Consider the following 21,583-nt stretch of genomic DNA (forward strand, 5'->3'; position numbering starts at 1 on the left):
GAACAATCGCGCAGTTATAAGAAAAACGCATACAACGCCAAGAACTGGGCGTATCACGAAGAGGATGATCTGTTCGTCTGTCCGAACGGACGGAAAGTCCGCTTCAAGAAATACATGAAAAAGAAAAATGCGTCTGGCTTCGTCCAGGATTTCAAAATCTATGAGTGCGAGGATTGCAGTGACTGCCCGTTGAAAGCACTGTGCACCAAGGCAAAAGGGAACCGGCAGGTTCACTGGAATCCGATTTATGAGGAATTGAAGGCCAAGGCAAGAAAAGCCCTTGATGATGAAACCCTAAAACAGATCTACGCCCTTCGGAAAATCGAAGTGGAGACAGTTTTTGGGAATCTCAAGGGCAATTTGGCGTTCCGTCGATTCCATCTTCGAGGGCTGGATAAGGTTCACTTGGAGTTTGGAATCCTGGCACTCGCCCACAATTTCCTGAAAGTGGCGGGCATCCTGCGGATGCCTTCTGCCAAACATATTCAAAATAAAAGGAAGGAGGCGAAAAACGATTTGTTTTTCGCCTCCTTCATCATTTTAGGGACTTATCGGACAGCCCCGTTTCGTATGAGCCATGCAGGGCTCGAACCTGCGACCCTCTGATTAAAAGTCAGATGCTCTACCAACTGAGCTAATGGCTCATGAAAATAAAAAAAATGGCTGGGGTAGCTGGATTCGAACCAACGAATGACGGAGTCAAAGTCCGTTGCCTTACCGCTTGGCTATACCCCAACACTAATATGGTGGTGCCTTTTTAATGTTGCCCATTTGGGAGCAGATTAAACATCATGGTGGAGGGGGGCAGATTCGAACTGCCGAACCCGAAGGAGCGGATTTACAGTCCGCCGCGTTTAGCCACTTCGCTACCCCTCCGAAAAATATGACCCCTACGGGATTCGAACCCGTGTTACCGCCGTGAAAGGGCGGTGTCTTAACCGCTTGACCAAGGGGCCATCGCGTCCTCAATCGGACAACGTTTATATTAGCAAATTAAACCGGGGCGTGCAACCCGTTTTTTGAAGTCGGAATATTTTTGTATCTGCCACCGGCTTCGGTCCGTTATATTCGTGCCGGGCTGGTTCTCAGCTTTCGGCGGGCGGTCCGAATTTGCCCGCCCGGAAATCGAAGAACGCCTGGCGGATCTCTTCTTCTGAATTCATGACGAACGGTCCGCGTGCGATGACGGACTCACGGAGCGGGACGCCTGAATAGATTAGCATCCGTGACCGCTGTTCGGCACGGATTTTCAGTTCGCTCTGAACGGACGCGTCGCCTTCTTCATTGAAAGTCAGCGTTGCCGCTGCGGTCTTCGGCAAGCGGACGCCGCTTTCGCCGAACGCCGCCTCCCCCGCCAGCATGTAGACGAAGGCATTGTGGTTTTCAGGCAGGACATGCATATACTCGGCGCCCTCCCGGAGCGACACTTCCGCCATCGTGATCGGCACGAGGCTCTCCATCGGCCCGGTCGCGCCCGCAATCTCTCCGGAATACACTCGGACTGTGCCGCCTTCAACCGGCACGACCGGCGCCTCTTCCACCCGGATGTTCTGATAGAACGAGTCCGTCCCTTTCAGCCGCTCCGGGAGATTCAGCCAGAGCTGGAGCGTATGAATCAGATCATCCCCGTATGCCTCCTCCGCATGGCGCGCTCCGGATCCCGCGTTCATGTACTGCACGTCCCCCGCGTCCAGCACCGAATAACCGCCTGCATTGTCCACGTGTTCAAGCCGGCCGTCGATGACATAGGTGATCGTCTGGAAACCTCGGTGCGGATGGTCCGAAAATGTCCCCCTCTTGAACCAGTCATCAGCCATGAGGATGAACGGATCGAACGCCTTTTCACGTCCTGGCGGCAACACCCAGCCCTGCTGGACGTGCGGGAGACCCGGGTTCTGATAATCAACAAGCCAGTGATCCTTCACTTCGCGACCAAATCTCATCGGCATTGCGCCTCCTTTTTCGGTTAGTTTAGCATGCGGCGGATGTTAAGATGTAGAGAACTGCCTATGTCCAGGAGGAGATCAGTTTGGATTCAGCCATTTACGAAGCGGCACTGGATTATATCCGCACCCTGTTTGCGGGAGACGCCACCGGCCATGACGTCCACCATACGCTCCGCGTGTACCGGACGGCGATGCGGATTGCGGAAGCTGAAGGCGCTGATCTGAACCGTATCGGGCTCGCCGCGCTGTTGCATGACGCCGACGACCGGAAATTGTTCGGAACGGGAGACGACCTGACGAATGCACGCCGGTTCATGCGGACGCACGGCGTGCCGGGGGACGAAGAAGAGGCCGTCTGCCGGATCATCGGTGAAGTGTCGTTCAGCAAAAACGGCGCTGCCCCGCCGACGACCCTAGAAGGTATGATCGTCCAGGACGCCGACCGGCTTGACGCGATCGGCGCCATCGGCATCGCCCGCACGTTCGCATTCGGCGGCAACCGCGGACAGGCGATCCATGAACCGGGCGCGGACACCGGCACCTCGGTCGCCCACTTCCATGAAAAGCTCCTGAAGCTGAAGGATCTGATGAACACCGCTGAAGCGAAACGGATTGCGGAAGGCCGGCACAAGGTAATGGAAGCGTTTCTGGAAGAGTTCCATGCAGAATGGGAAGGAACCGATTGGATGACCGTGGCTGAGCTGAGACGTTAATTAGCGGAGCTGAGACGTTAATTAGCGAAGCTGAGACGTTAATTAGCTGGAGTGAGACGTTAATTAGCTCCGCCGTTGTCCGTTTTCCAGGGGTCTTCGCGGGCGCATTTCGCCTCTCACGATTCCCCCGGCCGTTCCATCTTGCAGGATAAGCGAAAAAACGTCCGGCCCCCTGAAAGGGCGGACGTTTTTTGCATGCTCAGACTTCAAATGCAGTGAAACTCCCTTCGTCATCAAAGTCCTCTATTTGGACCACCCGGTCGGTGAATGATTCTACTGTCTCACGGCTTGTGCCGATCAACAAGGAAAGCACTTGAAACGACTTTTCTTTTTTCTCCCGCCAAAAGCGCTCGAGGAATTCATCCGTCAGCCGGTCTTTCCCGTCGGTCACAAACACGATATCAGCCCGCTTGAACCGGCTTTCGCCGATGACGGCCAGCGCTTCTCCGAGCGCTTGTTCAAAGTCGGTGCCGCCCCTCAGATAAGTCTCCGCCAGCCGGATGATCTCCGCAGCGCCGATTTCCCCGCGCTCGTATTTGAAAGCCTGGACCCGCGTCGAAAACAAAACAATGCAGAAGTCCCGCTTCTGTTTTTTCGCGATGGACATGAGGGCCAGCGCGAATCCTTTTGACTGTGCGTCAAGGCCGCTCATGCTGTCCGACTGATCCAGGCAGAGGACGACGGGCCCCTTGTTCAGCTGCTCCGGCCCTTTCTGCTCGAATTGCATCGTTTCCCCTTCTGAAAAGCGCCGGAGGAAATCCGTTTTCGTCAGCGGGTGCGTGTACAGGCTGAATTCGCTCGGCAGCAGGTTTTCAATGTCGGTGCCGATCGTCACGCCTTCCTTTGCCTCGGACCGGCGCTGCTTCACTTTTTGCTTTTGCACGGCGGCTTCCTTGAATCTCCCCGCCCAGTCGGCGATCTCTTGCATCCGGCGGTCGGTCGCAATCTTTTCGGCCAATAAAATCTTGTCCCGCAGCGGAACTTTTTTCAGTTCCGCTTCCGCCTTGCCGGCGTCCAGGCCGCCGAGCATCGACTTCACGCCTTCTTCCGCCTGCCGGGCCTCCTCGTGCGCCTGGCCCATCGCTTCCCTGAAGCTGTCGAGATTCTCCTGGAGGGTCTCTTTCAGCTTTCCGGACAGTTCGCTCGCAGCTTCAGGTGTGTCGCTTTCCCCGTTTTCCGGGCTTTGCTCTTCCTGCGTCTGGGCGGCCATCTGTTCCATGAGTCCACGGAGGCCTTCGTTTCTCTCGGACTTCCGGATCAGCCACTCATGAGCCTTTTCCCCGGTTTTGATCGTCCCGGCGGCGGACGCCCAGTCATTCAGCCGGGTGGATTTCCGGTGGTCTTCAAAACCCGGATCTTCCATGATGGCATCCATGATCATCCGATTGACCTCAAGGGATTCCGCCACTTCATCCAGGACCGCCGGTTTCATCTTATAAAAAGAAGCCCACATATCGCCGAGCAACGGCTCGAACATGGGCATGGCTGCTCCGTCTCTGAGCTTTTGGAGCTCCTGCGACAGATCCATCATTTCGTTGAATCGTCTCTTGTCGAATCGGTCCGCATTCAGCACCGACTGATTTTCCTCCATGTGCATCCATTTCACCGCCATCTGTCACATCCGGTAGAAGATTCCGGAAGGACCCGTTGTTGAGTCGTCGTCGTACATCGTGTTCTGCGCCGTCTCCTGCTGCATCGCGTTCACCCGTTGAAGCAGCGCCTCGACTTCGGATTTCCGGTCCGTCTCGTCGGTGTTTAACTTCTTCAGATCGGCCTCCAGCGACTTCAGTTTCTGGGAGGCCTCCAGACCGAATTCCTCCGAGCGGTCCTGTTTCGCCTGCTCGTACACCTCATGCGCTTCCGTGCGGATCGAATCCAGCATGCGGACCGTTTCATCACGGGCGTGCCTGCGCACAATCGCAGAAACCGCGTCTTTTTGTTCAGGGGTTTCCCAAAGCGAATTCTCCAGGATGATGAGATCGTCTTCGATGACGGTTTCCCTTTTCTGGAGGAGCGCCCTTGCCTGCAGCAGGCCAAGAGACTGCTTGAACCGGCGGTCGGACGGCCGGATCCCTTCGTCCTGAAGGTCGTTTCGGATCTTGGAGATCGCCGTGTACACGTCTTCCCGGATGCCGACCCGGTCCGTCAGCTCCTGAAGCCCGGCCAGGTCCTCCATCGTCATGATCGGCGGCTGTTCCGGCTCGCCTTCATTTTTCATCATGGAAATGAAGTTCGAATCATCCTCGATATAATCTACTTCAAACCGGAGCAGGAAACGGTCGAACAATGCTTCAAGACCCTCTCCTTCTTCCGGATATTCATTGGAGGCGCCGATGACCGACATGAGCGGCACTTCCACCGGCGAGCCGTCATTGTAGAAAAGCCGCTCGTTCAGGATCGTCAGCAAACTGTTCAGAATGGCGCTGTTCGCCTTGAAGATCTCATCCAAAAAGGCGAGATCCGCTTCCGGCATCTTCGTTTTCGTATTCCGCTTGTACACCCCGTGTTCCAGGTCTTTCAAAGACAGAGGACCGAACAGCTCCTCCGGCGTGCTGAACCTCGTGAGCAGCCACTGGAAGTACTCCGTTCCGCTGATCATCTTGGAAAGCTCCACGACCAGCGCCGATTTGGCGGTGCCCGAAGGACCGATCATCAGGAGGTGCTGCCGGGCCAGTACGGCGGTCAGAATGGCCTCTATTTCTTCTTCGCGTTCGTAGAACCTTGCGTTCAACGCGCTGATGATGTCATCCAGTTTCGTTAGTTGATCGTCCATTCTCCGCTGCTCCCTTCACATATCCTGGCGCTTTTAATAAGCGTACCCCCTTTTCCATTTCCCAACACGGGTTTTGGCCATGCTTCCGTCACCCATTCAGTTTTTCCATGTCGGAACTTAGCTCCTTTTGTAAAAAAAATGAAACACAGAAGAAGGCTCGCCCGTATAATAAAGTGAAGACCAATCGCAACGACTGGGGTGAATTTTTTGATCGCACTGTGCAAGCAAGAAGCAAAACAGAATTTGAAAGGCTTATGGTGGTTTATGGCCGGAGCTGCCTTGATCCTGTTCGCCATTGACGCAATCCCGGCCCTGCTTTCACCCGCTACCTATGTTGACGAAGAGTTGCTGACCGGAACCGAGCAGGCAATCGACTTTGCAACCACCATCTTGTCCATCCTGCTGTTCCCGATCACCGTCGGATGGCTGTGGCTCAACCTGGACATCATCAGACAGCAAGATGTATCGATTGAAAGGATTTTCAGGGCGTTCACCACCATGTACTGGAAAAGCGTCTGGGTGAACATCCTGATGGGGTTCTTCCTCTTTTTCTGGACACTCCTATTAATCATTCCCGGCATCATCAAATCATTTTCCTATTCCCTCACCATTTATATTTTGCACGACCGGCCGGAACTGTCGGCACTGGAAGCCATCACGGAATCGCGCAAGATGATGGACGGCTACAAGGGACAAGCATTTCTGCTGACGCTGTCGTTCATCGGCTGGTTCATCCTGGGAATCCTCACTTTGGGGATCGGATTCCTGTTCATCTACCCTTATTACTCGGCGACCTACGCCCGGTTCTACGAGGAAATCAAAGAAGGATATGATCTTGACGAAGTCAGCACCACAGTTCAATAAGCCAAAAAGAAAACGCCCGTCCCCAAAAGGGGCAGGCGTTTTCATATAAGCTTCCAGCCGGGCTTGAACCGGCGACCTCATCCTTACCATGGATGCACTCTGCCAACTGAGCTATGGAAGCAAATCATATTGTAAAAATGGCTCCGCAGGTAAGATTCGAACTTACGACCGATCGGTTAACAGCCGATTGCTCTACCACTGAGCTACTGCGGAATAGTGAAAGTGTTTCCTTTCGACAAAACCCATTATACAATATGCTTCCTGCCCAATCAAGCACCTTTTTCGTGCCTCCTCATTCTTCTCATGTCCGGCGTGTTTTATTCATACAATGCAGAAGCCGGGGCCGGCAATCCGTCTGGGGAGGGCGCCAATCTGAAGAAGTTTCTGCTGTTGTCGGTGTTTGCATTGTTCACGGCCTGGGTGCTGGTCCAGTCGGCCGGCGGGAAAGGGCCGCTCGTGCCGGTGTTCCGGATGGCGCCGGAGCCGGGCGTGCTCGTGAAAGGGAGCCAGGGGGCTGCACTGACGGTCGATGTGTCGTTCGGCGATTCGGATGTGCGGGACTGGATCGCCGGACTCGAGGCCCCCTACCCGCTTCTGTTCGCCGACCCGGAGTGGCTCGGGCGGTCGCCGGAGATCGTGGAGCTCCTCGTCGAGAAGAATATTCCGGTCGGCCTGCTCGGCGCGGAGGGCGACCGCTACAAGGAAGACCCGAAATTGCTCGATGCCGGGATCGGGGCGTTCGAATCGCATTTCGGGCGCAAGCCGCTTTATTTCCGGACGGCGGACGAACGGTTTCCCGACAGCCTGAAAAAGCAGCTCTATGAACTGGAGATCAATGCGCTCGGATCGACGAGACGCTGGGAGGGCGGAAAGATTCCGAAGGAGAAGCCGGGGGAGATCCTGTCCGTCCGCCATCACCGGGACGCCAGGACCGCCGTTAAAGAGATTGAACGGTTGCGCGCGTCGCGTGAGTTCCTCTCCATCGAGGACGTGCTGTTCGGGATGGAAGTGAAGCAGAAATCGATTCCGTGAACATGAAAAATGCCCGGCGGGATGCCGGGCAGAGTGGCCGTATGCGCCCTTTAATGGGCGGTGCGTTTTTTTGATTTGCCGTTGGCGGCGGATTCCTGCTGTTTGCGGGCCTCGCGCCGCGCCTGGCGCTTTTTCAGGTCTTCTTCGGATTTGGCGTTGTATTTCGGCAGCATGAGGAGCTGATACATGTTGACGGCGAGCAGCGGGAACAATAGGATCGTGACCCACTGGTCGATGTTGCCGCTTCGCACCATGAGTGCCGGGAGCCATTCGAGCGTCGTGATGACGATCATGAAGAACAGCGACGAAATGAGGATATGCTTTTTGCCGGTCATCTTCACTTTGAGCCAGGCGGTGATCGCCGGCACGGCCAGCAGGAGCATGAGCAGCGACAGGTAAAGCGCCGTCCGGCCGGTGTCCGCGGCGGACAGGTCGAAGCGGAAAAACACGAGGTCGAACAGAACGACGACGATGAGCAGCATCTGCACCCAGTTCCAGAGCGTGAGCGAGCGGAACAGGTTCACGCCAAACTGGTGGACGGTCAGATAAGCGAAGAAGCCCATCTGCGCGACGACGCTCATCGTGAATCCGAGGAACACCATCCAGAGGAACGCGGCGATGAACTCGCCGAATTCTCCGTTCTGGATGAACGGATAAAATGTATCATTCCAGCGTACGATCAGGCCGACGACCCCTGTGATGCCGCCGCCGATCAGAAGCGCGTTCAAGAAAAATTTAAACCAGTTGCGTATTGTCACGATAGAAAGCCTCCGTTTTTGATTTCCATCCTTTAGTGTACCAACCTTGGCGTGAAAAATCTATTTGATGGAGCCTTGACGGACGAATAATCCGGGCGGAATTGTGAACAATAATTGAAACGGCGGCAGGAAAGGAAATGATGCGCGTGAAGCTGCTCCTCCCCGCCGGGCTCGTCCTCCTCGTCCTGTCGGGGTGTGCCGGCCCGGCGGCCCCCTCATATGAAGAGACGAAGAAAATGATGACCGATGCGCTTCAGACGGAAGACGGCAAAAAGGCGATCCGCCAGCTTCTGTCCGATCCGCAGTTCAAGGACCTGCTCGTGCTGGAGCAGCAGGACGTGAAGACGTCGATCGAAGAGACCCTGCTGTCCGACCAGGGCAAAGACTTCTGGAAAGAACAGTTCGAGGACCCGAAATTCAAGGAAAAGATCGCGAAAAGCATGAAAGAGCAGCAGGAAGAAGTGATGAAGCAGCTCATGAACGATCCTTCTTTCCAAAAGCAGCTCGAGGAGTTCTTCGGCCAGGCGGAGATGCAGAAAAACCTCGGCACCGCCATGAAGTCGTCCGACATGCGCGAAGAAATCAAGAAGATCGTCGAAGAAACGATCGATTCCCCGCTCCTCCAGCCGAAATGGCAGGAGCTCATCAAGAAAGCCGGCGAATCCGGCGGCGAGGGCGGCGGCAAGAAGGAAGAAAAAGGCGGCGAAAAGGAAGAAGGCGGCGGTGCCAAGAAAGAAGGACCGGAGACTGGGTCGGGCGGCGGCTCATAAGCCGCCTGAAAGACGGTTCCGGAACTGCGTGCGAGCGGCGCGGTTCCGGGGCTGTCTTTTTGCGTTTGCGCGCGAGTGACGCAAGTTCGCCCTCGAGTGACGCAAGTTTGGGTCCGAGTGACGCGAGTTCGCCCTCGAGTGACGCAAGTTTGAGCCCGAGTGACGCAAGTTCCGCCCTCGCTCCCCTTCCTGCATGGCAATCAAAAACGCTGCATCCCGAATTGGCGGGATGCAGCGTTTCATATGGTTTATTGATTCCGCGGGTCGAACGGGCTCACCGGGCCGTCGTTCTGGGCCGGCTGGCCGGCTTCCTTGGATTCCTGTTCGATCACTTTCCGGGCGATCTCTTCATAGAGCTTGCCGGTCGGGTGATCTTCGCCGTAGACGGACGGGGCGAAGTCTTCTTCATTCCAGTCTGGCTGGCCGAGCGGGATCTGGCCGAGCAGCTCGGTGCGGAGCTCTTCTGCCAGTTTCGGGCCGCCGCCTTCGCCGAAGACGTATTCGCGTTCGCCGGTCTTCTTCGATTCGAACCACGACATGTTCTCGATGACGCCGAGGATTTCGTGGTCGGTCTTGATCGCCATGGCGCCGGCACGCGCGGCTACGAATGCGGCCGTCGGGTGCGGGGTCGTGACGATGATTTCCTTCGAATGCGGCAGCATCTGGTGGACATCGAGCGCCACGTCGCCCGTGCCCGGAGGCAGGTCGAGCAGCAGGTAATCGAGGTCTCCCCACTCCACGTCGCGGAAGAACTGGTCGAGCACCTTGCCGAGCATCGGCCCGCGCCAGACGACCGGCGCGTTCTGGTCGACGAAGAAGCCCATCGAGATGACCTTCACGCCGAAGCGCTCGACCGGAATGATGCTGTTGCCGCGCACGACCGGGTTCTGCTGGATGCCCATCATGTCCGGCACCGAGAAGCCGTAGATGTCGGCGTCGATCAGTCCGACTTTCTTGCCGAGGCGGGCGAGCGCGACGGCGAGGTTGACGGAGACCGTTGATTTTCCGACGCCGCCCTTCCCGGACGCGACCGAGATGAACTGCACGTTGTTGAGCGGCGACAGCAGGTCCTGCGTTTCTGCCGGGGTCGCCGTTCCGCGGAATTGTTCCAGCTTTTCCGCCGGCAGTTCTTCGAAGCGGATGCCGACCGTATTCGCGCCGGCCTCTTTCAGCACTTCGACCACTTTCATCTGCAGCTGCATCTGTTCGGCGTTATTGATCTTCGCAATGGCGAGCTTGACGCTCACATGCGATTTCTCTTCTTTGATCGAGACCTCGGTGATGCCGCCGGTCTCTTCAAGCGAATGGTGGAGGAACGGGTCCTGGAGCTGTCCCACCAGCTCGCGCACTTGTTGTTCATTGATCAATTCAGACACTCCCAATCCGGTCAATTCTCCCTACAGTATAACATAGGTGGGAACCGGATCCGGCGTGTTCCGCTCAAGCTTCACCGCAAGAAGGAAGCCCGCCGGCCAGTCGGCGGGCGGGTCATTGCATGTCCTCATACATGAATTCGGATACGCCTTCCGCGATCGCCGCGGCGACTTTCTTCTGATAGCCCGCATCCGTCAGCAGCGCCTTCTCCTCAGGATTGGAAATGAAGCCTGTTTCGATCAGCACGGCCGGGGTCGGCACTTTCTTCAGGAGATACACTTGCCGGACCGCGAGCGCCTCCCGGTCGGTCTCGATCGTCTCGGTGAACGAAGCCTGGACGGCCTTGGCGAGACGTTCGCTGTCCGGATGGCCCTCCGCATGGTAGAACACCTGCGCCCCGCGCCACTTTTCCTCCGGAACGGCGTTCACGTGAACGCTCAGGAACATGTCCGGCTTCTCATCGAGCGCAATCTCCTCCCGCAGCTTCAAGTCCGCCATCTTGCGGGCCCGGATGCTCGGGAACTCCTCGCCCGGCTGCCGTTCAGCGAGCGCATCCCCTTCCTTCGTCCGGGTCATGATGACCGTGGCGCCTTTGGACTTCAATTCCTTCTCCAGATTTTTCGCGATCGCCAGGTTGATCGAACTCTCCACCACTTCGCCCGACGATGCCCCGCCGTCCGGCCCGCCGTGGCCCGGATCAATGACGACCTTCACCCCGCCGAGCGGTTCCGGCATGAAAAAGTCACGGTCGGACGCAAATGTCTCATACGCCAGGACCGCGGCCGAAGCCACCAGCACGAAGATCAATACCCACACCCGCCGCCTTAAAATCCCCCATACCCTCAAGTCTCCCGTCACCGCCTTTTTCCACACTATACGCCCGGCACCGGCGGGCTATGAACGAGCCTCCGGGAAAGTCGGGGTCGGATGCCGGATCGGCAACCTAACACCGAACGTCCGGTTTGTCCGCATACGAAAAGACCGGCGCATGATTGCGCCGGCCCTGTGGTCCGCATTTCGTCAGGCGATGGTTTCGCCCGGCCATTCCAGCATGCCGCCGGTCATGTTCACGACGTCGAATCCCTGGCCTTCCAGGAATTCCGCGGCCATCGTGCTGCGGCCGCCGGAACGGCAGATGAGGATATATTGGGTGTCCCGGTCGAGCTCGCCGAAGCGTTCCGGCAGCTCCATGAGCGGAATATGGACGGCGCCCGGAATCATACCGGCCGCAACCTCCTCCGCTTCCCGCACATCAATCATCGCCAGCTCTTCTCCCGCTTCAAGACGCTGTTCCAGTTCCTCAGTCGATATGGCTTTCATCGTCGTCCCTCCCGTGGTCGGCAACTCTTTTTCTAATTATAGAATCGGCGGGCCGATCCGGCAACGCTGAAGGATGCGATCAGTACATCTTCATATAATGTTCGCGTTCCCACGGGTGGACAGTGACGCGGTACTGCTCCCACTCCTGCCGCTTGGCGTCCATATAGTTGCGGTAAATATGATCGCCGAGCGCGGCTATCACGACTTCGTCTCCCTCGAGTGCGCTGAGGGCATGGTCAAGGTCCGTCGGGAGCAGGCCGATCCCGGCTTCCTCCAGCTCGTCCGTCGTCATTTCATACAGGTTGCGGTCGACCGGCGCAGGAACGTCGAGTTGCCTGCGGATGCCGTCAAGGCCGGATTTCAGGATGACGGCCATCGCAAGGTACGGATTCGCCGACGGGTCGACGGACCGGACCTCGATCCGGGTGCTGAGTCCGCGGGAAGCCGGAATCCGGACGAGCGGGCTCCGGTTCTGCGCGCTCCACGCGATGTAGCTCGGCGCTTCATAGCCCGGCACAAGCCGCTTGTAAGAGTTGACCGTCGGATTCGTCACGGCGGTGAAATTCCGCACATGCCCGAGCACGCCCGCCATGAACCGGTAGGCCGTATCACTCAGCTTCAGTTCGCCCGTTTCGTCGAAGAACGCGTTTTCGCTGTCGCGGAATAAAGAAATATTGCAGTGCATGCCGGAGCCGGCTACGCCGAACAGCGGCTTCGGCATGAACGTCGCATGCAGGCCGTGCTTGCGCGCGATCGTCTTGACCACGAGCTTGAATGTCTGGATATTGTCGCATGCGGACAGCGCATCCGCATATTTAAAATCGATCTCATGCTGGCCCGGGGCAACTTCATGGTGGGACGCTTCAATTTCAAAGCCCATCGCCTCGAGCTCGAGCACGATGTCGCGGCGGCAGTTCTCGCCGAGATCGGTCGGCGCCAGGTCGAAATAACCGCCGTTGTCGTTCGTTTCGAGCGTCGGCTGCATGTTCTGGTCGAGCTTGAACAGGAAGAACTCCGGCTCGGGACCGAGGTTGAAATGAGTGAAGCCCATCTCCCCCATCTCGCGAAGCACCCGTCTCAGGTTGCCGCGCGGGTCCCCTTCGAACGGCGTACCGTCGGACCGGTGCACGTCACAGATGAACCGCGCCACCTTGCCGTTGTTGTCCGTCGTCCACGGGAACACCATCCATGTGTCAAGGTCCGGGATGAGATACATGTCGGACTCCTCGATCCGGACAAACCCCTCGATCGAAGATCCGTCGAACATCATTTTATTGTCGAGCGCCTTGTCGAGCTGGCTGACCGGGATCTCCACGTTCTTGATCGTTCCCAGCACATCCGTGAACTGGAGGCGGATGAAATTCACATTCTCTTCCTCGACAAATCTCCAAATATCATCGCGCGTCAACTTCCCCATCATGCCACTCTCCCTTATCTCATATTGCAACGGCGCCCGGCCATCACATTTTTCTATCATACGGGCTGGGAAGGGGCCAGGCAAGAAATTTTTAAGGATTTTTATTGCAGAAATGAAACATCCTGTTCCAGCTTTTCGGCAAAACAAAAACCCTCCCCCACAATTGGGAGAAGGATGAAATTGGAAGCGCTTCATTCCCCTCTTTCTGCCGTTCGGCACAAAAGGGAGCGGGAGAATAGAGTATCATGGGAAAGCCGTCGAAGCAAACAGACATCGCATGTTCATCGATCAATCGATCTGACATTCCTTACTTGTTCAACCCGCTTTCCAGTTCCAGCAGCCGCTTCTTCATGTCCAGGCCGCCGCGGAAGCCGGTGAGCTTGCCGTTTTTGCCGATGACGCGGTGGCACGGGATGTGGACGAGGACCGGGTTGGCGCCGATTGCGGCGGCGACGGCTCGGACCGCTTCAGGGCGGCCGATCTGTTCGGCGATGTCGGAGTAGGTTTTCGTTTCGCCGCACGGGATATCACGGAGGGCCTCCCACACTTTCTGCTGGAACGCCGTACCCGCGAGCGAGACCGGCTGGCTGAACTCGGTGCGCCGGCCGTCGAGGTAGTCGACGAGTTCCGCCCTGTATGGACCGAGGGCCTGCGGGTTTTCTTCCAGTCTGTGTCCCGGCAGCCGCTTCTGCGCATAGGCGGCGATCTCCTCCGGACCGGCATCCTGCGAGCCGATATAGCAGAGCCCTTCCGGCACAGCCGCCAAATGAAACCGCCAGCTTCCGTGTTCAAGCAACGCCCAGCTGATCGTCCGTTCCTCCATTCAAACACTTCCCCCTTCTCCCGAAAATCCAAAGTTGACGCTCGAGCCCCATTGCGATGACACTCACGCCGCTCCGGTTAACACTCGGACCCATTATGATCACACTCGCACCGTTTCCGATGACACTCGGACCCATCACGATTACACTCGCACCGTTTCCGATGACACTCGTGTCCTTTCCGATGACACTCGCCCCTTTCCCTGCATTATAATCGCAAAACCCCCGCTCCGGAAGAGGCATCCGCAGCGGGGGTTCGCATCTTTTCTTATTTTCCGGCTTGTTCCATGTACGCTTTGAAGTCGGAGATGGACGGGTTCGTATTGTAGTGGCCGCCTTCGACCTGGATCGTCTGGCCGGTGATGAATTTGGATTCGTCGGAGGCGAGGAACAGCACCGTATAGCCGATGTCGTCCGCTTCGCCGTGGTAAGGCAGGGCGTTATACTTCGCGAAAATATCAAGTACTTCCGGCGGCATGTTGTTTTTCGCAGCCGGCGTGAGGATGAGGCCCGGTGCGACCGCATTGCAGCGGATGTTGTCCTTGCCGTACTGGGTGGCGATATAGCGGGTCAGGTTGACGACGCCCGCCTTGGATGCACCGTATGCGGAGCGGGTAGAGTCGCCCGCGAAGCCGGCCATCGAGGCGGTGTTGATGATGGAGCCGCCGCCCGCCTCGATCATGTGCGGGATGGCGAATCGGCTGCCGAGCAGCACACTTTTCAGGTTGACGTTCATGAGCCGGTCCCACTCGTCGAGGTCCATGTTCACTACGTCGAGGTCTTTCTGAAGGTTCGTCAGGCCGACGTTGTTGTAGAGCACATCGATTTTCCCGTATTCATTTACCGTGAAATCGACGGCATCCCGGATCGACTGCTCATCGCCGGCATCGAGGAAGATGCCTTTCGCTTCCCAGCCCGCCTCTGTGATTTTCCGTGCTTCTTCTTTTGCGCCGGCATCATTGAAGTCGGCGATGACGACTTTTGCGCCTTCCTTCGCCATGAGGGTTGCTGCAGACAGGCCGATGCCCGAGGCGCCGCCTGTCACGAGTGCGACTTTATCCTGTACGCGTCCCATGATGTATTCTCCTTCTTCCCTTTATCGTTCGCTGGACGCCAAGGCCTCCAGCAACTTTTGGTTGATCGTGATATATTGCTCGATCTCTTCCTTTGTCAGCGAGCTGAACAGGCGCACCCGGAGTTCGGTGCCGGTCCGGTGGGCGGCTTCCAGCACTCTTTCGCCCTCCGGCGTGATGGCCAGCAGCACATGGCGCCGGTCCTGCTCGTTCGCCTTGCGTTCCGCGAGCCCCTCGTTCACGAGCTTGCCGGCGATGTTCGTGATTGCCGCCGCGGTGTAGCCGAGCTTCGCGGCGAGGGCCGAATGTTGCTGCGGCCCGTTCTCCAGAAGCTCCGACAACACCAGGACCGGCGAGATTCCGATATTATGGCCGAACGCCTTTGTCCACCTGATGATCATTTCATTGGTCACCGACTCGACCGAATGGATCAGCTCGAACAGATCGGTCTCCTCCATGCCCATTCCTCCGTTTTCCGCCGAGCCATCCCTTTCACCCGGATTGGGGGCGGATTTCGATATTCTTCAGAGCCGGCTCCGTCAGCGCAGCATCGTCGCTCCGCCGTCGACCATGATCGTCTGTCCGGTGATGTACGATGCATCGTCGCTCGCCAGGAAGACCGCCACGCGGCCGATGTCTCCTTCGAGTTCGCCGAGTCGGCGCATCGGGATCCGGTTGATCATGTCGTCATAGGCCTCCGGCTCGTTCTGTTTCCACTGCTGGATGCCGGGGGAGTTCGCGATCGGCGAGATGAGGTTGATGTTGATGCCGTCCTTGCCCCATTCGTTCGCCGCCACCCGGGTGGTTCCGCGGATCGCTTCTTTCGCAGCCGCATACGCCACCTGGTTCACCTGGCCGTTGATGCCGGCGCCGGATGCGAAGTTGATGACCGTTCCTTTCGTCTCTTTCAGATGAGGATAGGCCGCCTGCATGAGATAGAATGTCGGATAGAAGCCTGTGCCGAAGCTGAGGTCAAGGTCCGCCTGAGTCGTCTCGATGAACGGCTTCTGTCTCGATGCATGGGCGTTGTTCACGAGCACGTCGAGCCTGCCGAATTTGCCGACCGCTTCCTCGACGAGCTTGCCGAGGTTCTCGTGGTCCATGAGGTCTCCCTTGATGAAGAACGAATCCGGCGAATAAGACTGCAGCTCCTTCTCCGTCTTCCGTCCGAGCTCTTCATTGATATCCACAATCGCCACTTTCGCGCCTTCTTTGACAAATGCAAGCGCCATCCCGCGGCCGATTCCGCCGCCCGCGCCGGTAATGAGCGCCGCTTTTCCTTCAAGTCGTCCTGCCATTGTTCATCCCTCCCTGATTGTTGATTTTATTTTACCACTTAATTATTAATCATTAAAGAATATTGCCCTACCACGTCGCTGCTGTTCCAGTTTCCCCTCATCGCCGTCCAGAAATTCTTTCACGACGGAATAAAACAGCCGGGGCTCCTCGATATCCGGAAGGTGCCCGAGGCCCGGAGTTCCAAAGTGGGCGAGGGGGATGAGTCCCTGCCGAGCTCCGGCGTCAGGCCGCACAGCAGGATGAGCGGCTCTCCCCTCCCGTACTCTTCATCATAAAGAGAAACTCCGTCGTGCCTGAGCGTCGGCATCCAAACCTCCAGTATCCTTTTCCCTATATCCTGCAAAAAATCCCTCTGGCGGTGCTGACAGTCCGGCCGCGGTCATCCTCAATCCGGCAAGCGGCATGGATGAGCGTGCGGCCCTCCTTCACGACTTCCGCTTCTGCTATCAGGCGTGACCCGGTCGCCGGGCGCAGGAAGGACACATTGAGATCGACCGTCACCATCTGCTGGACGCCCTCCTCGTCTGCCGGCAGCAGGTTCGACATGGCGACGTCTGCGAGTGAGGAAATGACGCCGCCGTGGATGACCCCCGCGCTGTTGATGAACAGATCCTGGACCGGGAGCGTCACCCGGACCCGGTCGTCCGATAGGCGTTCGTACTGAAATCCGAGAAATGAATCGAGCGGTTGATTGATGAACATAGGCAGGTCCCTCCTGGATGATTGTGATGAAAAGGGGGCGAATTCCGGCGAGGCGTCCCCCGTCCCCTGTTTCCCTCTTCTCACGATCGTACCGCACATCCCCCCTCAAGAAAATCCGTGATTCGCCGAAAATAAAAAAGGGGTGACCGGAAAGCGATGTTTCGCTTTTCCGGCCAGCCCTTCAGCCGTTTATTCGTTTCCGTTTTTGACCCATCCCGCGACGGTGACCGTGCGCTTGGCCTGGTACTTGACGGCTTCTTGCACGTCTTCGATCATCTTGCCGTCCTGGCCGACCGTCACGCTCGTGCCGTACGGGTTGCCGCCTGCTGAGAACACAGCCGGGTCCGAATAGCCGGGCGCTGCGATGATGGCGCCCCAGTGCATCATCGATGTATACAGCGACAGAAGCGTCGCTTCCTGGCCGCCGTGCGGGTTCTGTGCGGATGTCATGGCGCTGACAACCTTGTTCACGGTCTTGCCGGCGGCCCAGATGCCGCCCTGGATGTCGAGGAACTGCTTCATCTGGGAGGCCATCGTCCCGAAACGGGTCGGCACGCTGAAGATGATGGCGTCCGCCCACTCCAGATCGGCCGAAGTGGCGACGGGCACATCCGTCGTTGCGTCTGCGGTCGCTTTCCATCCTTCGTTCTGCTCGACGACCGATTCGGGTGCCAGTTCCTCCACTTTCAGGACGCGCACTTCGGCCCCCGCGGCTTCCGCTCCTTCCGCAGCCCATTTCGCCAACTGATAGTTCGTTCCGCCCATGCTATAAAAGATAACTGCCAGTTTTACGTTTGACATTCAGTCCACTCTCCTTTAGTTTTTGATCCTTCTCTGTTTTCCCTGGCCGGACTCGATCCATACATTCCGCCGTCAGCCGATTCCCAGGTCCGAATACCAGCTCGCCGCGGCTTCCACTTCCCCGGTTGTGAGTTGGTGGCCGCGGTCCTCCCAGTGCAATTCGACTTCCGCGCCTGCCTGCTCAAGCAGCATCCGGAGCTCCTCCGATTCCGAAGGCGGACAGATCGGATCGTTCGTCCCCGCCCCAATGAATATGGGCTTGCCGGCCAGGTCCGGAATCCGGACGCCCCTCCTCGGAACCATCGGATGATGGAGGATGGCGCCCATCAAGGAGTCCCGGTGGTGAAAAAGAAGGCTGGCCGCGATGTTCGCCCCGTTCGAGTAGCCGACCGCGAGGATCCGGTTCCGGTCGAAGCCGTATTTCCCGGCGGCTTCATCCAGGAACCGGTTCAGTTCATCCGTGCGGAAAATCAGGTCTTCCTCATCGAAAACCCCTTCCGCCAGCCGCCTGAAGAAGCGCGGCATGCCGTTTTCCAGGACATTCCCCCGAACGCTCAGCACCGACGCCTCCGGATCGATCATTCCTGCGAGCGGCAACAGATCCCGCTCGGTTCCCCCGGTGCCGTGCAACAGCAACAGCGTCGGCTTTTCGGAATCTTGCCCTTGATTGAAAATATGCTCCACTGCATCTCCCCCTCCCGCGAATCCTTTTACCTTGAATTCGAGATAATTATAACGCGGGGGAATCGGCGGCGTCAATCTTGCTGTTTCCGGCAGGACCCGAGCATCCGGCTTGTAGACAAGATGGCACGTCCGCTAATGTGAAGGAAAAGGAAGGAGTGGGCCTAGACATGAAAGTGAGCGTACTGGATCAGACCCAGCTGATGGAAGGAATGGAGCCGGAGGACGGTTTTGCGAGGACAGTGGAAATCGCCCGACATGCAGACGGAATCGGCCTTGAGCGCTACTGGGTTTCGGAACATCATGGATCCGGAACACTTGCTGGATCCGCACCGGAAATCCTCGCCGCCCACCTGCTTGCAAAAACCGGGCGGATCCGCATCGGCACGGGCGGCGTCATGCTGACACACTACAGTCCGTTCAAAGTGGCCGAGAGCTTCCGTGTGATGAGCGCACTCGCGCCGGGACGCGTCGATCTCGGCATCGGCAAGGCGCCCGGCGGCACGCACCTGCCGACAATCCTTCTCGCCGGCGGCCGGTCGCTCGACGACTGGGGACCGCGGAAGACGGACCGCTTCCCCGAAATGGCCGGCGAGCTGCTCGAATACCTCGCGGACGACCTGCCGGAAGGCCACCCGTTCAGCGGACATCTGCGGGTAAGCCCCGCCGTCCGGGAAACGCCGGACGTCTGGATCCTCGGCACCGGCCCGTCCTCCGCCCGGCTCGCCGCTGAGCTCGGGCTTCCGTACGCATTCGCCCACTTTATCAATTCTGATGAAGACGAGATGGCCGAGACGGTCGGCCTGTATGCGGACCGCTTCCGGGCGGCCGGGCACGCCGGCACGCCCCGGGCCCTCATCGCGGCACGCGCGTTCATCGCGGACACCGACGACGAGGCTGATTTTATCGCCAGGAGTGCCTTGCACGCACAGTTCTGGAGTCATCGCGGCCGCCAGGTGAAGCTGCCGCCCCCCGAGCAGGCACTCGGTGATGTGAAAACCGCGAAGGAACGGGACGAGATCGACATGATCCGCAGTTCGTGGCTGATCGGCTCGAAGGAAACCATCGCCCGGAAGCTGGGAGACCTCTCTGAACGCACCCCGTTCGGTGAGGTGATGGCCGTCTCTCCCGTTTTTGAAGCGGAAAAGCAGAAACGGTCGCTCGAGCTGCTGAAGGAAGCGGCGGAGGGAATCTGACTTTGGAGGGCATGCGCGGGATGAAGATAACGTTTTGCCGGATAAAGATAACGCTTCTGCCGATAAAGATAACGCTTCCCGGGATAAAGATAACGCTTCTGCCAAAGGAGTCCCGGGCGTCAAAACAGGCCTTCCCGATATGCCGGGAAGGCCTGTTTGCGTTTTTTTGGTTCAGCGTACCGTCAGATGCGGGGTGTTCTTGAGCGCGTCGAGGTTCCGGGCGCCGATGCCGAACATCGCGATGCGGAGTTCGAGTTCCCTCGTCTGCAGGACGCGGAGAACGGCTTCGGTGCTTTCGGTCGCTTCCCTCAGAATCGACCGGCCGAAGCCGGCGAGGTCCGCGCCGAGCGCCAGGGCTTTGGCGGCGTCGAGGCCGGTCCGGAGGCCGCCGCTCGCGATGACCGGCTGCCCGACCTGCGTACGGACCGAGCGGAGGCTGTCGGCGGTCGGGATGCCCCAGTCGCTGAATGCTTCGGCGGCGGCCCGCTTCACCGGATCGGCCGAACGGAATTTCTCCACCTGGCTCCACGACGTGCCGCCCGCGCCGGCCGTATCGATGAAGGAAACTCCGGCATCAACCAGTTTTTTCGCCGTGCCGCCGTCGATGCCCCAGCCGACTTCCTTCACGCCGACCGGGACGTCCAGCTCCCGGCACAGCACTTCGATTTTCCCGAGCAGCCCGCCGAAGTTCAGGTCCCCCTCGTTCTGGATCACTTCCTGGATGCTGTTGAGGTGCAGTACCAGCATGTCGGCGTCCATCATCTCGATGATCCTCCGGCATTTGTCCAGGCCAAAACCGTAATTCAGCTGGACGGCCCCGAGGTTNGTGAAGCTGCCGCCCCCCGAGCAGGCACTCGGTGATGTGAAAACCGCGAAGGAACGGGACGAGATCGACATGATCCGCAGTTCGTGGCTGATCGGCTCGAAGGAAACCATCGCCCGGAAGCTGGGAGACCTCTCTGAACGCACCCCGTTCGGTGAGGTGATGGCCGTCTCTCCCGTTTTTGAAGCGGAAAAGCAGAAACGGTCGCTCGAGCTGCTGAAGGAAGCGGCGGAGGGAATCTGACTTTGGAGGGCATGCGCGGGATGAAGATAACGTTTTGCCGGATAAAGATAACGCTTCTGCCGATAAAGATAACGCTTCCCGGGATAAAGATAACGCTTCTGCCAAAGGAGTCCCGGGCGTCAAAACAGGCCTTCCCGATATGCCGGGAAGGCCTGTTTGCGTTTTTTTGGTTCAGCGTACCGTCAGATGCGGGGTGTTCTTGAGCGCGTCGAGGTTCCGGGCGCCGATGCCGAACATCGCGATGCGGAGTTCGAGTTCCCTCGTCTGCAGGACGCGGAGAACGGCTTCGGTGCTTTCGGTCGCTTCCCTCAGAATCGACCGGCCGAAGCCGGCGAGGTCCGCGCCGAGCGCCAGGGCTTTGGCGGCGTCGAGGCCGGTCCGGAGGCCGCCGCTCGCGATGACCGGCTGCCCGACCTGCGTACGGACCGAGCGGAGGCTGTCGGCGGTCGGGATGCCCCAGTCGCTGAATGCTTCGGCGGCGGCCCGCTTCACCGGATCGGCCGAACGGAATTTCTCCACCTGGCTCCACGACGTGCCGCCCGCGCCGGCCGTATCGATGAAGGAAACTCCGGCATCAACCAGTTTTTTCGCCGTGCCGCCGTCGATGCCCCAGCCGACTTCCTTCACGCCGACCGGGACGTCCAGCTCCCGGCACAGCACTTCGATTTTCCCGAGCAGCCCGCCGAAGTTCAGGTCCCCCTCGTTCTGGATCACTTCCTGGATGCTGTTGAGGTGCAGTACCAGCATGTCGGCGTCCATCATCTCGATGATCCTCCGGCATTTGTCCAGGCCAAAACCGTAATTCAGCTGGACGGCCCCGAGGTTCGCGATGATCGGGATGCCCGGTGCGTGTTCCCTCACCCGGAACGAATCTTCGTGGCCGTGGCCGTCCAGAAGTGCACGGCCGGAACCGAGCGCGAGCACCCAGCCGCTCTCCTCCGCCGCCTCGGCCAAGTGGCGGTTGATCCGCCCGGCAA

At 58.4% G+C, this 21,583-nt stretch carries 23 protein-coding genes, 6 tRNA genes and 1 pseudogene; 7 read left to right on the forward strand and 23 right to left on the reverse strand.

What is annotated here, in order from left to right:
• Positions 1-606 (forward strand): transposase (locus tag BN1189_RS03925; RefSeq protein WP_143242251.1); only part of this gene is annotated, 606 nt, incomplete at its 5' end.
• Here BN1189_RS03925 and BN1189_RS03930 read toward each other — a convergent pair.
• From BN1189_RS03930 to BN1189_RS03950, 5 genes are all read right to left on the reverse strand, one after another.
• Positions 572-644 (reverse strand) — tRNA-Lys (locus BN1189_RS03930). The genes BN1189_RS03925 and BN1189_RS03930 overlap by 35 nt on opposite strands.
• A gap of 16 nt (positions 645-660) precedes the next feature.
• Positions 661-735: transfer RNA gene (locus tag BN1189_RS03935), tRNA-Gln, on the reverse strand.
• 57 nt (positions 736-792) lie between these two features.
• Positions 793-876 (reverse strand) — tRNA-Tyr (locus BN1189_RS03940).
• Positions 877-884: 8 nt separating this feature from the next.
• Positions 885-956 (reverse strand) — tRNA-Glu (locus BN1189_RS03945).
• 129 nt (positions 957-1,085) lie between these two features.
• Positions 1,086-1,949, reverse strand: coding sequence for a pirin family protein (locus BN1189_RS03950; protein WP_040225712.1), 864 nt, complete (start codon positions 1,947-1,949; stop codon positions 1,086-1,088).
• An 80-nt stretch (positions 1,950-2,029) separates the two neighbouring features.
• On the opposite strand from BN1189_RS03950, the gene BN1189_RS03955 reads away from it, so the two are divergent.
• Complete coding sequence (locus tag BN1189_RS03955; protein ID WP_052455624.1) at positions 2,030-2,659, forward strand: HD domain-containing protein; 630 nt, start codon at positions 2,030-2,032, stop codon at positions 2,657-2,659.
• 199 nt (positions 2,660-2,858) lie between these two features.
• Here BN1189_RS03955 and BN1189_RS03960 read toward each other — a convergent pair whose 3' ends face one another.
• Positions 2,859-4,271 (reverse strand): VWA domain-containing protein, encoded by a 1,413-nt coding sequence (locus tag BN1189_RS03960; protein WP_040225715.1) that lies wholly within the window; start codon positions 4,269-4,271, stop codon positions 2,859-2,861.
• Positions 4,272-4,274: 3 nt separating this feature from the next.
• Positions 4,275-5,432 (reverse strand): AAA family ATPase, encoded by a 1,158-nt coding sequence (locus BN1189_RS03965; RefSeq protein WP_052455625.1) that lies wholly within the window; start codon positions 5,430-5,432, stop codon positions 4,275-4,277.
• A gap of 198 nt (positions 5,433-5,630) precedes the next feature.
• On the opposite strand from BN1189_RS03965, the gene BN1189_RS03970 reads away from it, so the two are divergent.
• Complete coding sequence (locus BN1189_RS03970) at positions 5,631-6,296, forward strand: DUF975 family protein (protein WP_373604610.1); 666 nt, start codon at positions 5,631-5,633, stop codon at positions 6,294-6,296.
• A gap of 48 nt (positions 6,297-6,344) precedes the next feature.
• Here BN1189_RS03970 and BN1189_RS03975 read toward each other — a convergent pair.
• Positions 6,345-6,417 (reverse strand) — tRNA-Thr (locus tag BN1189_RS03975).
• 17 nt (positions 6,418-6,434) lie between these two features.
• Positions 6,435-6,509: transfer RNA gene (locus tag BN1189_RS03980), tRNA-Asn, on the reverse strand.
• A gap of 177 nt (positions 6,510-6,686) precedes the next feature.
• Between BN1189_RS03980 and BN1189_RS03985 the strand changes: the two genes are divergently transcribed.
• A complete protein-coding gene (locus tag BN1189_RS03985; protein WP_143242241.1) occupies positions 6,687-7,328 on the forward strand; it encodes a hypothetical protein in 642 nt (213 codons plus the stop codon).
• Positions 7,329-7,378: 50 nt separating this feature from the next.
• Here BN1189_RS03985 and BN1189_RS03990 read toward each other — a convergent pair whose 3' ends face one another.
• Positions 7,379-8,086: a KinB-signaling pathway activation protein gene (locus BN1189_RS03990; protein ID WP_040225718.1), complete on the reverse strand. Its 708-nt coding sequence runs from the start codon at positions 8,084-8,086 to the stop codon at positions 7,379-7,381.
• Positions 8,087-8,223: 137 nt separating this feature from the next.
• On the opposite strand from BN1189_RS03990, the gene gerD reads away from it, so the two are divergent.
• Positions 8,224-8,856: a spore germination lipoprotein GerD gene (gene gerD, locus BN1189_RS03995; RefSeq protein ID WP_040225721.1), complete on the forward strand. Its 633-nt coding sequence runs from the start codon at positions 8,224-8,226 to the stop codon at positions 8,854-8,856.
• Positions 8,857-9,104: 248 nt separating this feature from the next.
• On the opposite strand, the gene BN1189_RS04000 is transcribed toward gerD, so the two are convergent.
• From BN1189_RS04000 to BN1189_RS04055, 11 genes are all read right to left on the reverse strand, one after another.
• Positions 9,105-10,223 (reverse strand): Mrp/NBP35 family ATP-binding protein, encoded by a 1,119-nt coding sequence (locus BN1189_RS04000; RefSeq protein WP_040225723.1) that lies wholly within the window; start codon positions 10,221-10,223, stop codon positions 9,105-9,107.
• Positions 10,224-10,344: 121 nt separating this feature from the next.
• Positions 10,345-11,037, reverse strand: coding sequence for an N-acetylmuramoyl-L-alanine amidase (locus BN1189_RS04005; protein ID WP_257125370.1), 693 nt, complete (start codon positions 11,035-11,037; stop codon positions 10,345-10,347).
• A gap of 213 nt (positions 11,038-11,250) precedes the next feature.
• The gene (locus tag BN1189_RS04010; RefSeq protein WP_040225729.1) at positions 11,251-11,550 is read right to left on the reverse strand and encodes a rhodanese-like domain-containing protein; all 300 of its coding nucleotides are present in this window, start codon (positions 11,548-11,550) and stop codon (positions 11,251-11,253) included.
• A 79-nt stretch (positions 11,551-11,629) separates the two neighbouring features.
• On the reverse strand, positions 11,630-12,967 hold the full coding sequence (glnA, locus tag BN1189_RS04015) for a type I glutamate--ammonia ligase (RefSeq protein ID WP_040225731.1): 1,338 nt from the start codon (positions 12,965-12,967) through the stop codon (positions 11,630-11,632).
• A gap of 307 nt (positions 12,968-13,274) precedes the next feature.
• A complete protein-coding gene (locus BN1189_RS04020) occupies positions 13,275-13,790 on the reverse strand; it encodes a methylated-DNA--[protein]-cysteine S-methyltransferase (protein WP_040225733.1) in 516 nt (171 codons plus the stop codon).
• 266 nt (positions 13,791-14,056) lie between these two features.
• Positions 14,057-14,863: an SDR family NAD(P)-dependent oxidoreductase gene (locus tag BN1189_RS04025; protein WP_040225736.1), complete on the reverse strand. Its 807-nt coding sequence runs from the start codon at positions 14,861-14,863 to the stop codon at positions 14,057-14,059.
• A gap of 21 nt (positions 14,864-14,884) precedes the next feature.
• Positions 14,885-15,319, reverse strand: a complete 435-nt coding sequence (locus tag BN1189_RS04030; RefSeq protein WP_040225739.1) for a MarR family winged helix-turn-helix transcriptional regulator — start codon at positions 15,317-15,319, stop codon at positions 14,885-14,887.
• An 81-nt stretch (positions 15,320-15,400) separates the two neighbouring features.
• Complete coding sequence (locus BN1189_RS04035) at positions 15,401-16,159, reverse strand: SDR family NAD(P)-dependent oxidoreductase (RefSeq protein WP_040225741.1); 759 nt, start codon at positions 16,157-16,159, stop codon at positions 15,401-15,403.
• 331 nt (positions 16,160-16,490) lie between these two features.
• Entirely contained in the window at positions 16,491-16,862 is a 372-nt protein-coding gene (locus BN1189_RS04045; RefSeq protein ID WP_040225746.1) for a PaaI family thioesterase, read from the reverse strand.
• Positions 16,863-17,051: 189 nt separating this feature from the next.
• Positions 17,052-17,663: an NAD(P)H:quinone oxidoreductase gene (gene wrbA / locus BN1189_RS04050; RefSeq protein ID WP_040225749.1), complete on the reverse strand. Its 612-nt coding sequence runs from the start codon at positions 17,661-17,663 to the stop codon at positions 17,052-17,054.
• Between the two features lie 72 nt (positions 17,664-17,735).
• Positions 17,736-18,347: an alpha/beta hydrolase gene (locus BN1189_RS04055; protein ID WP_040225751.1), complete on the reverse strand. Its 612-nt coding sequence runs from the start codon at positions 18,345-18,347 to the stop codon at positions 17,736-17,738.
• Between the two features lie 167 nt (positions 18,348-18,514).
• Here BN1189_RS04055 and BN1189_RS04060 point away from each other — a divergent pair, with 167 nt between their 5' ends.
• Positions 18,515-19,540 (forward strand): LLM class flavin-dependent oxidoreductase, encoded by a 1,026-nt coding sequence (locus tag BN1189_RS04060; RefSeq protein ID WP_040225754.1) that lies wholly within the window; start codon positions 18,515-18,517, stop codon positions 19,538-19,540.
• A gap of 171 nt (positions 19,541-19,711) precedes the next feature.
• Here BN1189_RS04060 and BN1189_RS04070 read toward each other — a convergent pair.
• Positions 19,712-20,365: pseudogene (locus BN1189_RS04070) on the reverse strand (alpha-hydroxy-acid oxidizing protein); the annotation flags it as partial.
• Positions 20,366-20,402: 37 nt separating this feature from the next.
• Here BN1189_RS04070 and BN1189_RS15970 point away from each other — a divergent pair.
• Complete coding sequence (locus tag BN1189_RS15970; protein WP_179860890.1) at positions 20,403-20,606, forward strand: hypothetical protein; 204 nt, start codon at positions 20,403-20,405, stop codon at positions 20,604-20,606.
• Between the two features lie 171 nt (positions 20,607-20,777).
• On the opposite strand, the gene fni is transcribed toward BN1189_RS15970, so the two are convergent.
• Positions 20,778-21,583, reverse strand: an 806-nt coding sequence (gene fni, locus BN1189_RS04080; RefSeq protein WP_040225772.1) for a type 2 isopentenyl-diphosphate Delta-isomerase, incomplete at its 5' end; no start/stop codon positions are given.

It is taken from the genome of Bhargavaea cecembensis, from assembly GCF_000826125.2.
In the GTDB taxonomy this organism is placed as follows: Bacteria; Bacillota; Bacilli; order Bacillales_A; family Planococcaceae; genus Bhargavaea; species Bhargavaea cecembensis_B.

Coding starts and splice junctions, on each gene's coding strand:
- BN1189_RS03950 (WP_040225712.1), bottom strand. CDS start 1,949: ATGCCGATGAGATTTGGTCGCGAAGTGAAGGATCACTGGCTTGTTGAT.
- BN1189_RS03960 (WP_040225715.1), bottom strand. CDS start 4,271: ATGGCGGTGAAATGGATGCACATGGAGGAAAATCAGTCGGTGCTGAAT.
- BN1189_RS03965 (WP_052455625.1), bottom strand. CDS start 5,432: ATGGACGATCAACTAACGAAACTGGATGACATCATCAGCGCGTTGAAC.
- gerD (WP_040225721.1), top strand. CDS start 8,224: ATGATGCGCGTGAAGCTGCTCCTCCCCGCCGGGCTCGTCCTCCTCGTC.
- BN1189_RS04010 (WP_040225729.1), bottom strand. CDS start 11,550: ATGAAAGCCATATCGACTGAGGAACTGGAACAGCGTCTTGAAGCGGGA.
- glnA (WP_040225731.1), bottom strand. CDS start 12,967: ATGGGGAAGTTGACGCGCGATGATATTTGGAGATTTGTCGAGGAAGAG.
- BN1189_RS04020 (WP_040225733.1), bottom strand. CDS start 13,790: ATGGAGGAACGGACGATCAGCTGGGCGTTGCTTGAACACGGAAGCTGG.
- BN1189_RS04025 (WP_040225736.1), bottom strand. CDS start 14,863: ATGGGACGCGTACAGGATAAAGTCGCACTCGTGACAGGCGGCGCCTCG.
- BN1189_RS04030 (WP_040225739.1), bottom strand. CDS start 15,319: ATGGAGGAGACCGATCTGTTCGAGCTGATCCATTCGGTCGAGTCGGTG.
- BN1189_RS04035 (WP_040225741.1), bottom strand. CDS start 16,159: ATGGCAGGACGACTTGAAGGAAAAGCGGCGCTCATTACCGGCGCGGGC.
- BN1189_RS04045 (WP_040225746.1), bottom strand. CDS start 16,862: ATGTTCATCAATCAACCGCTCGATTCATTTCTCGGATTTCAGTACGAA.
- wrbA (WP_040225749.1), bottom strand. CDS start 17,663: ATGTCAAACGTAAAACTGGCAGTTATCTTTTATAGCATGGGCGGAACG.
- BN1189_RS04060 (WP_040225754.1), top strand. CDS start 18,515: ATGAAAGTGAGCGTACTGGATCAGACCCAGCTGATGGAAGGAATGGAG.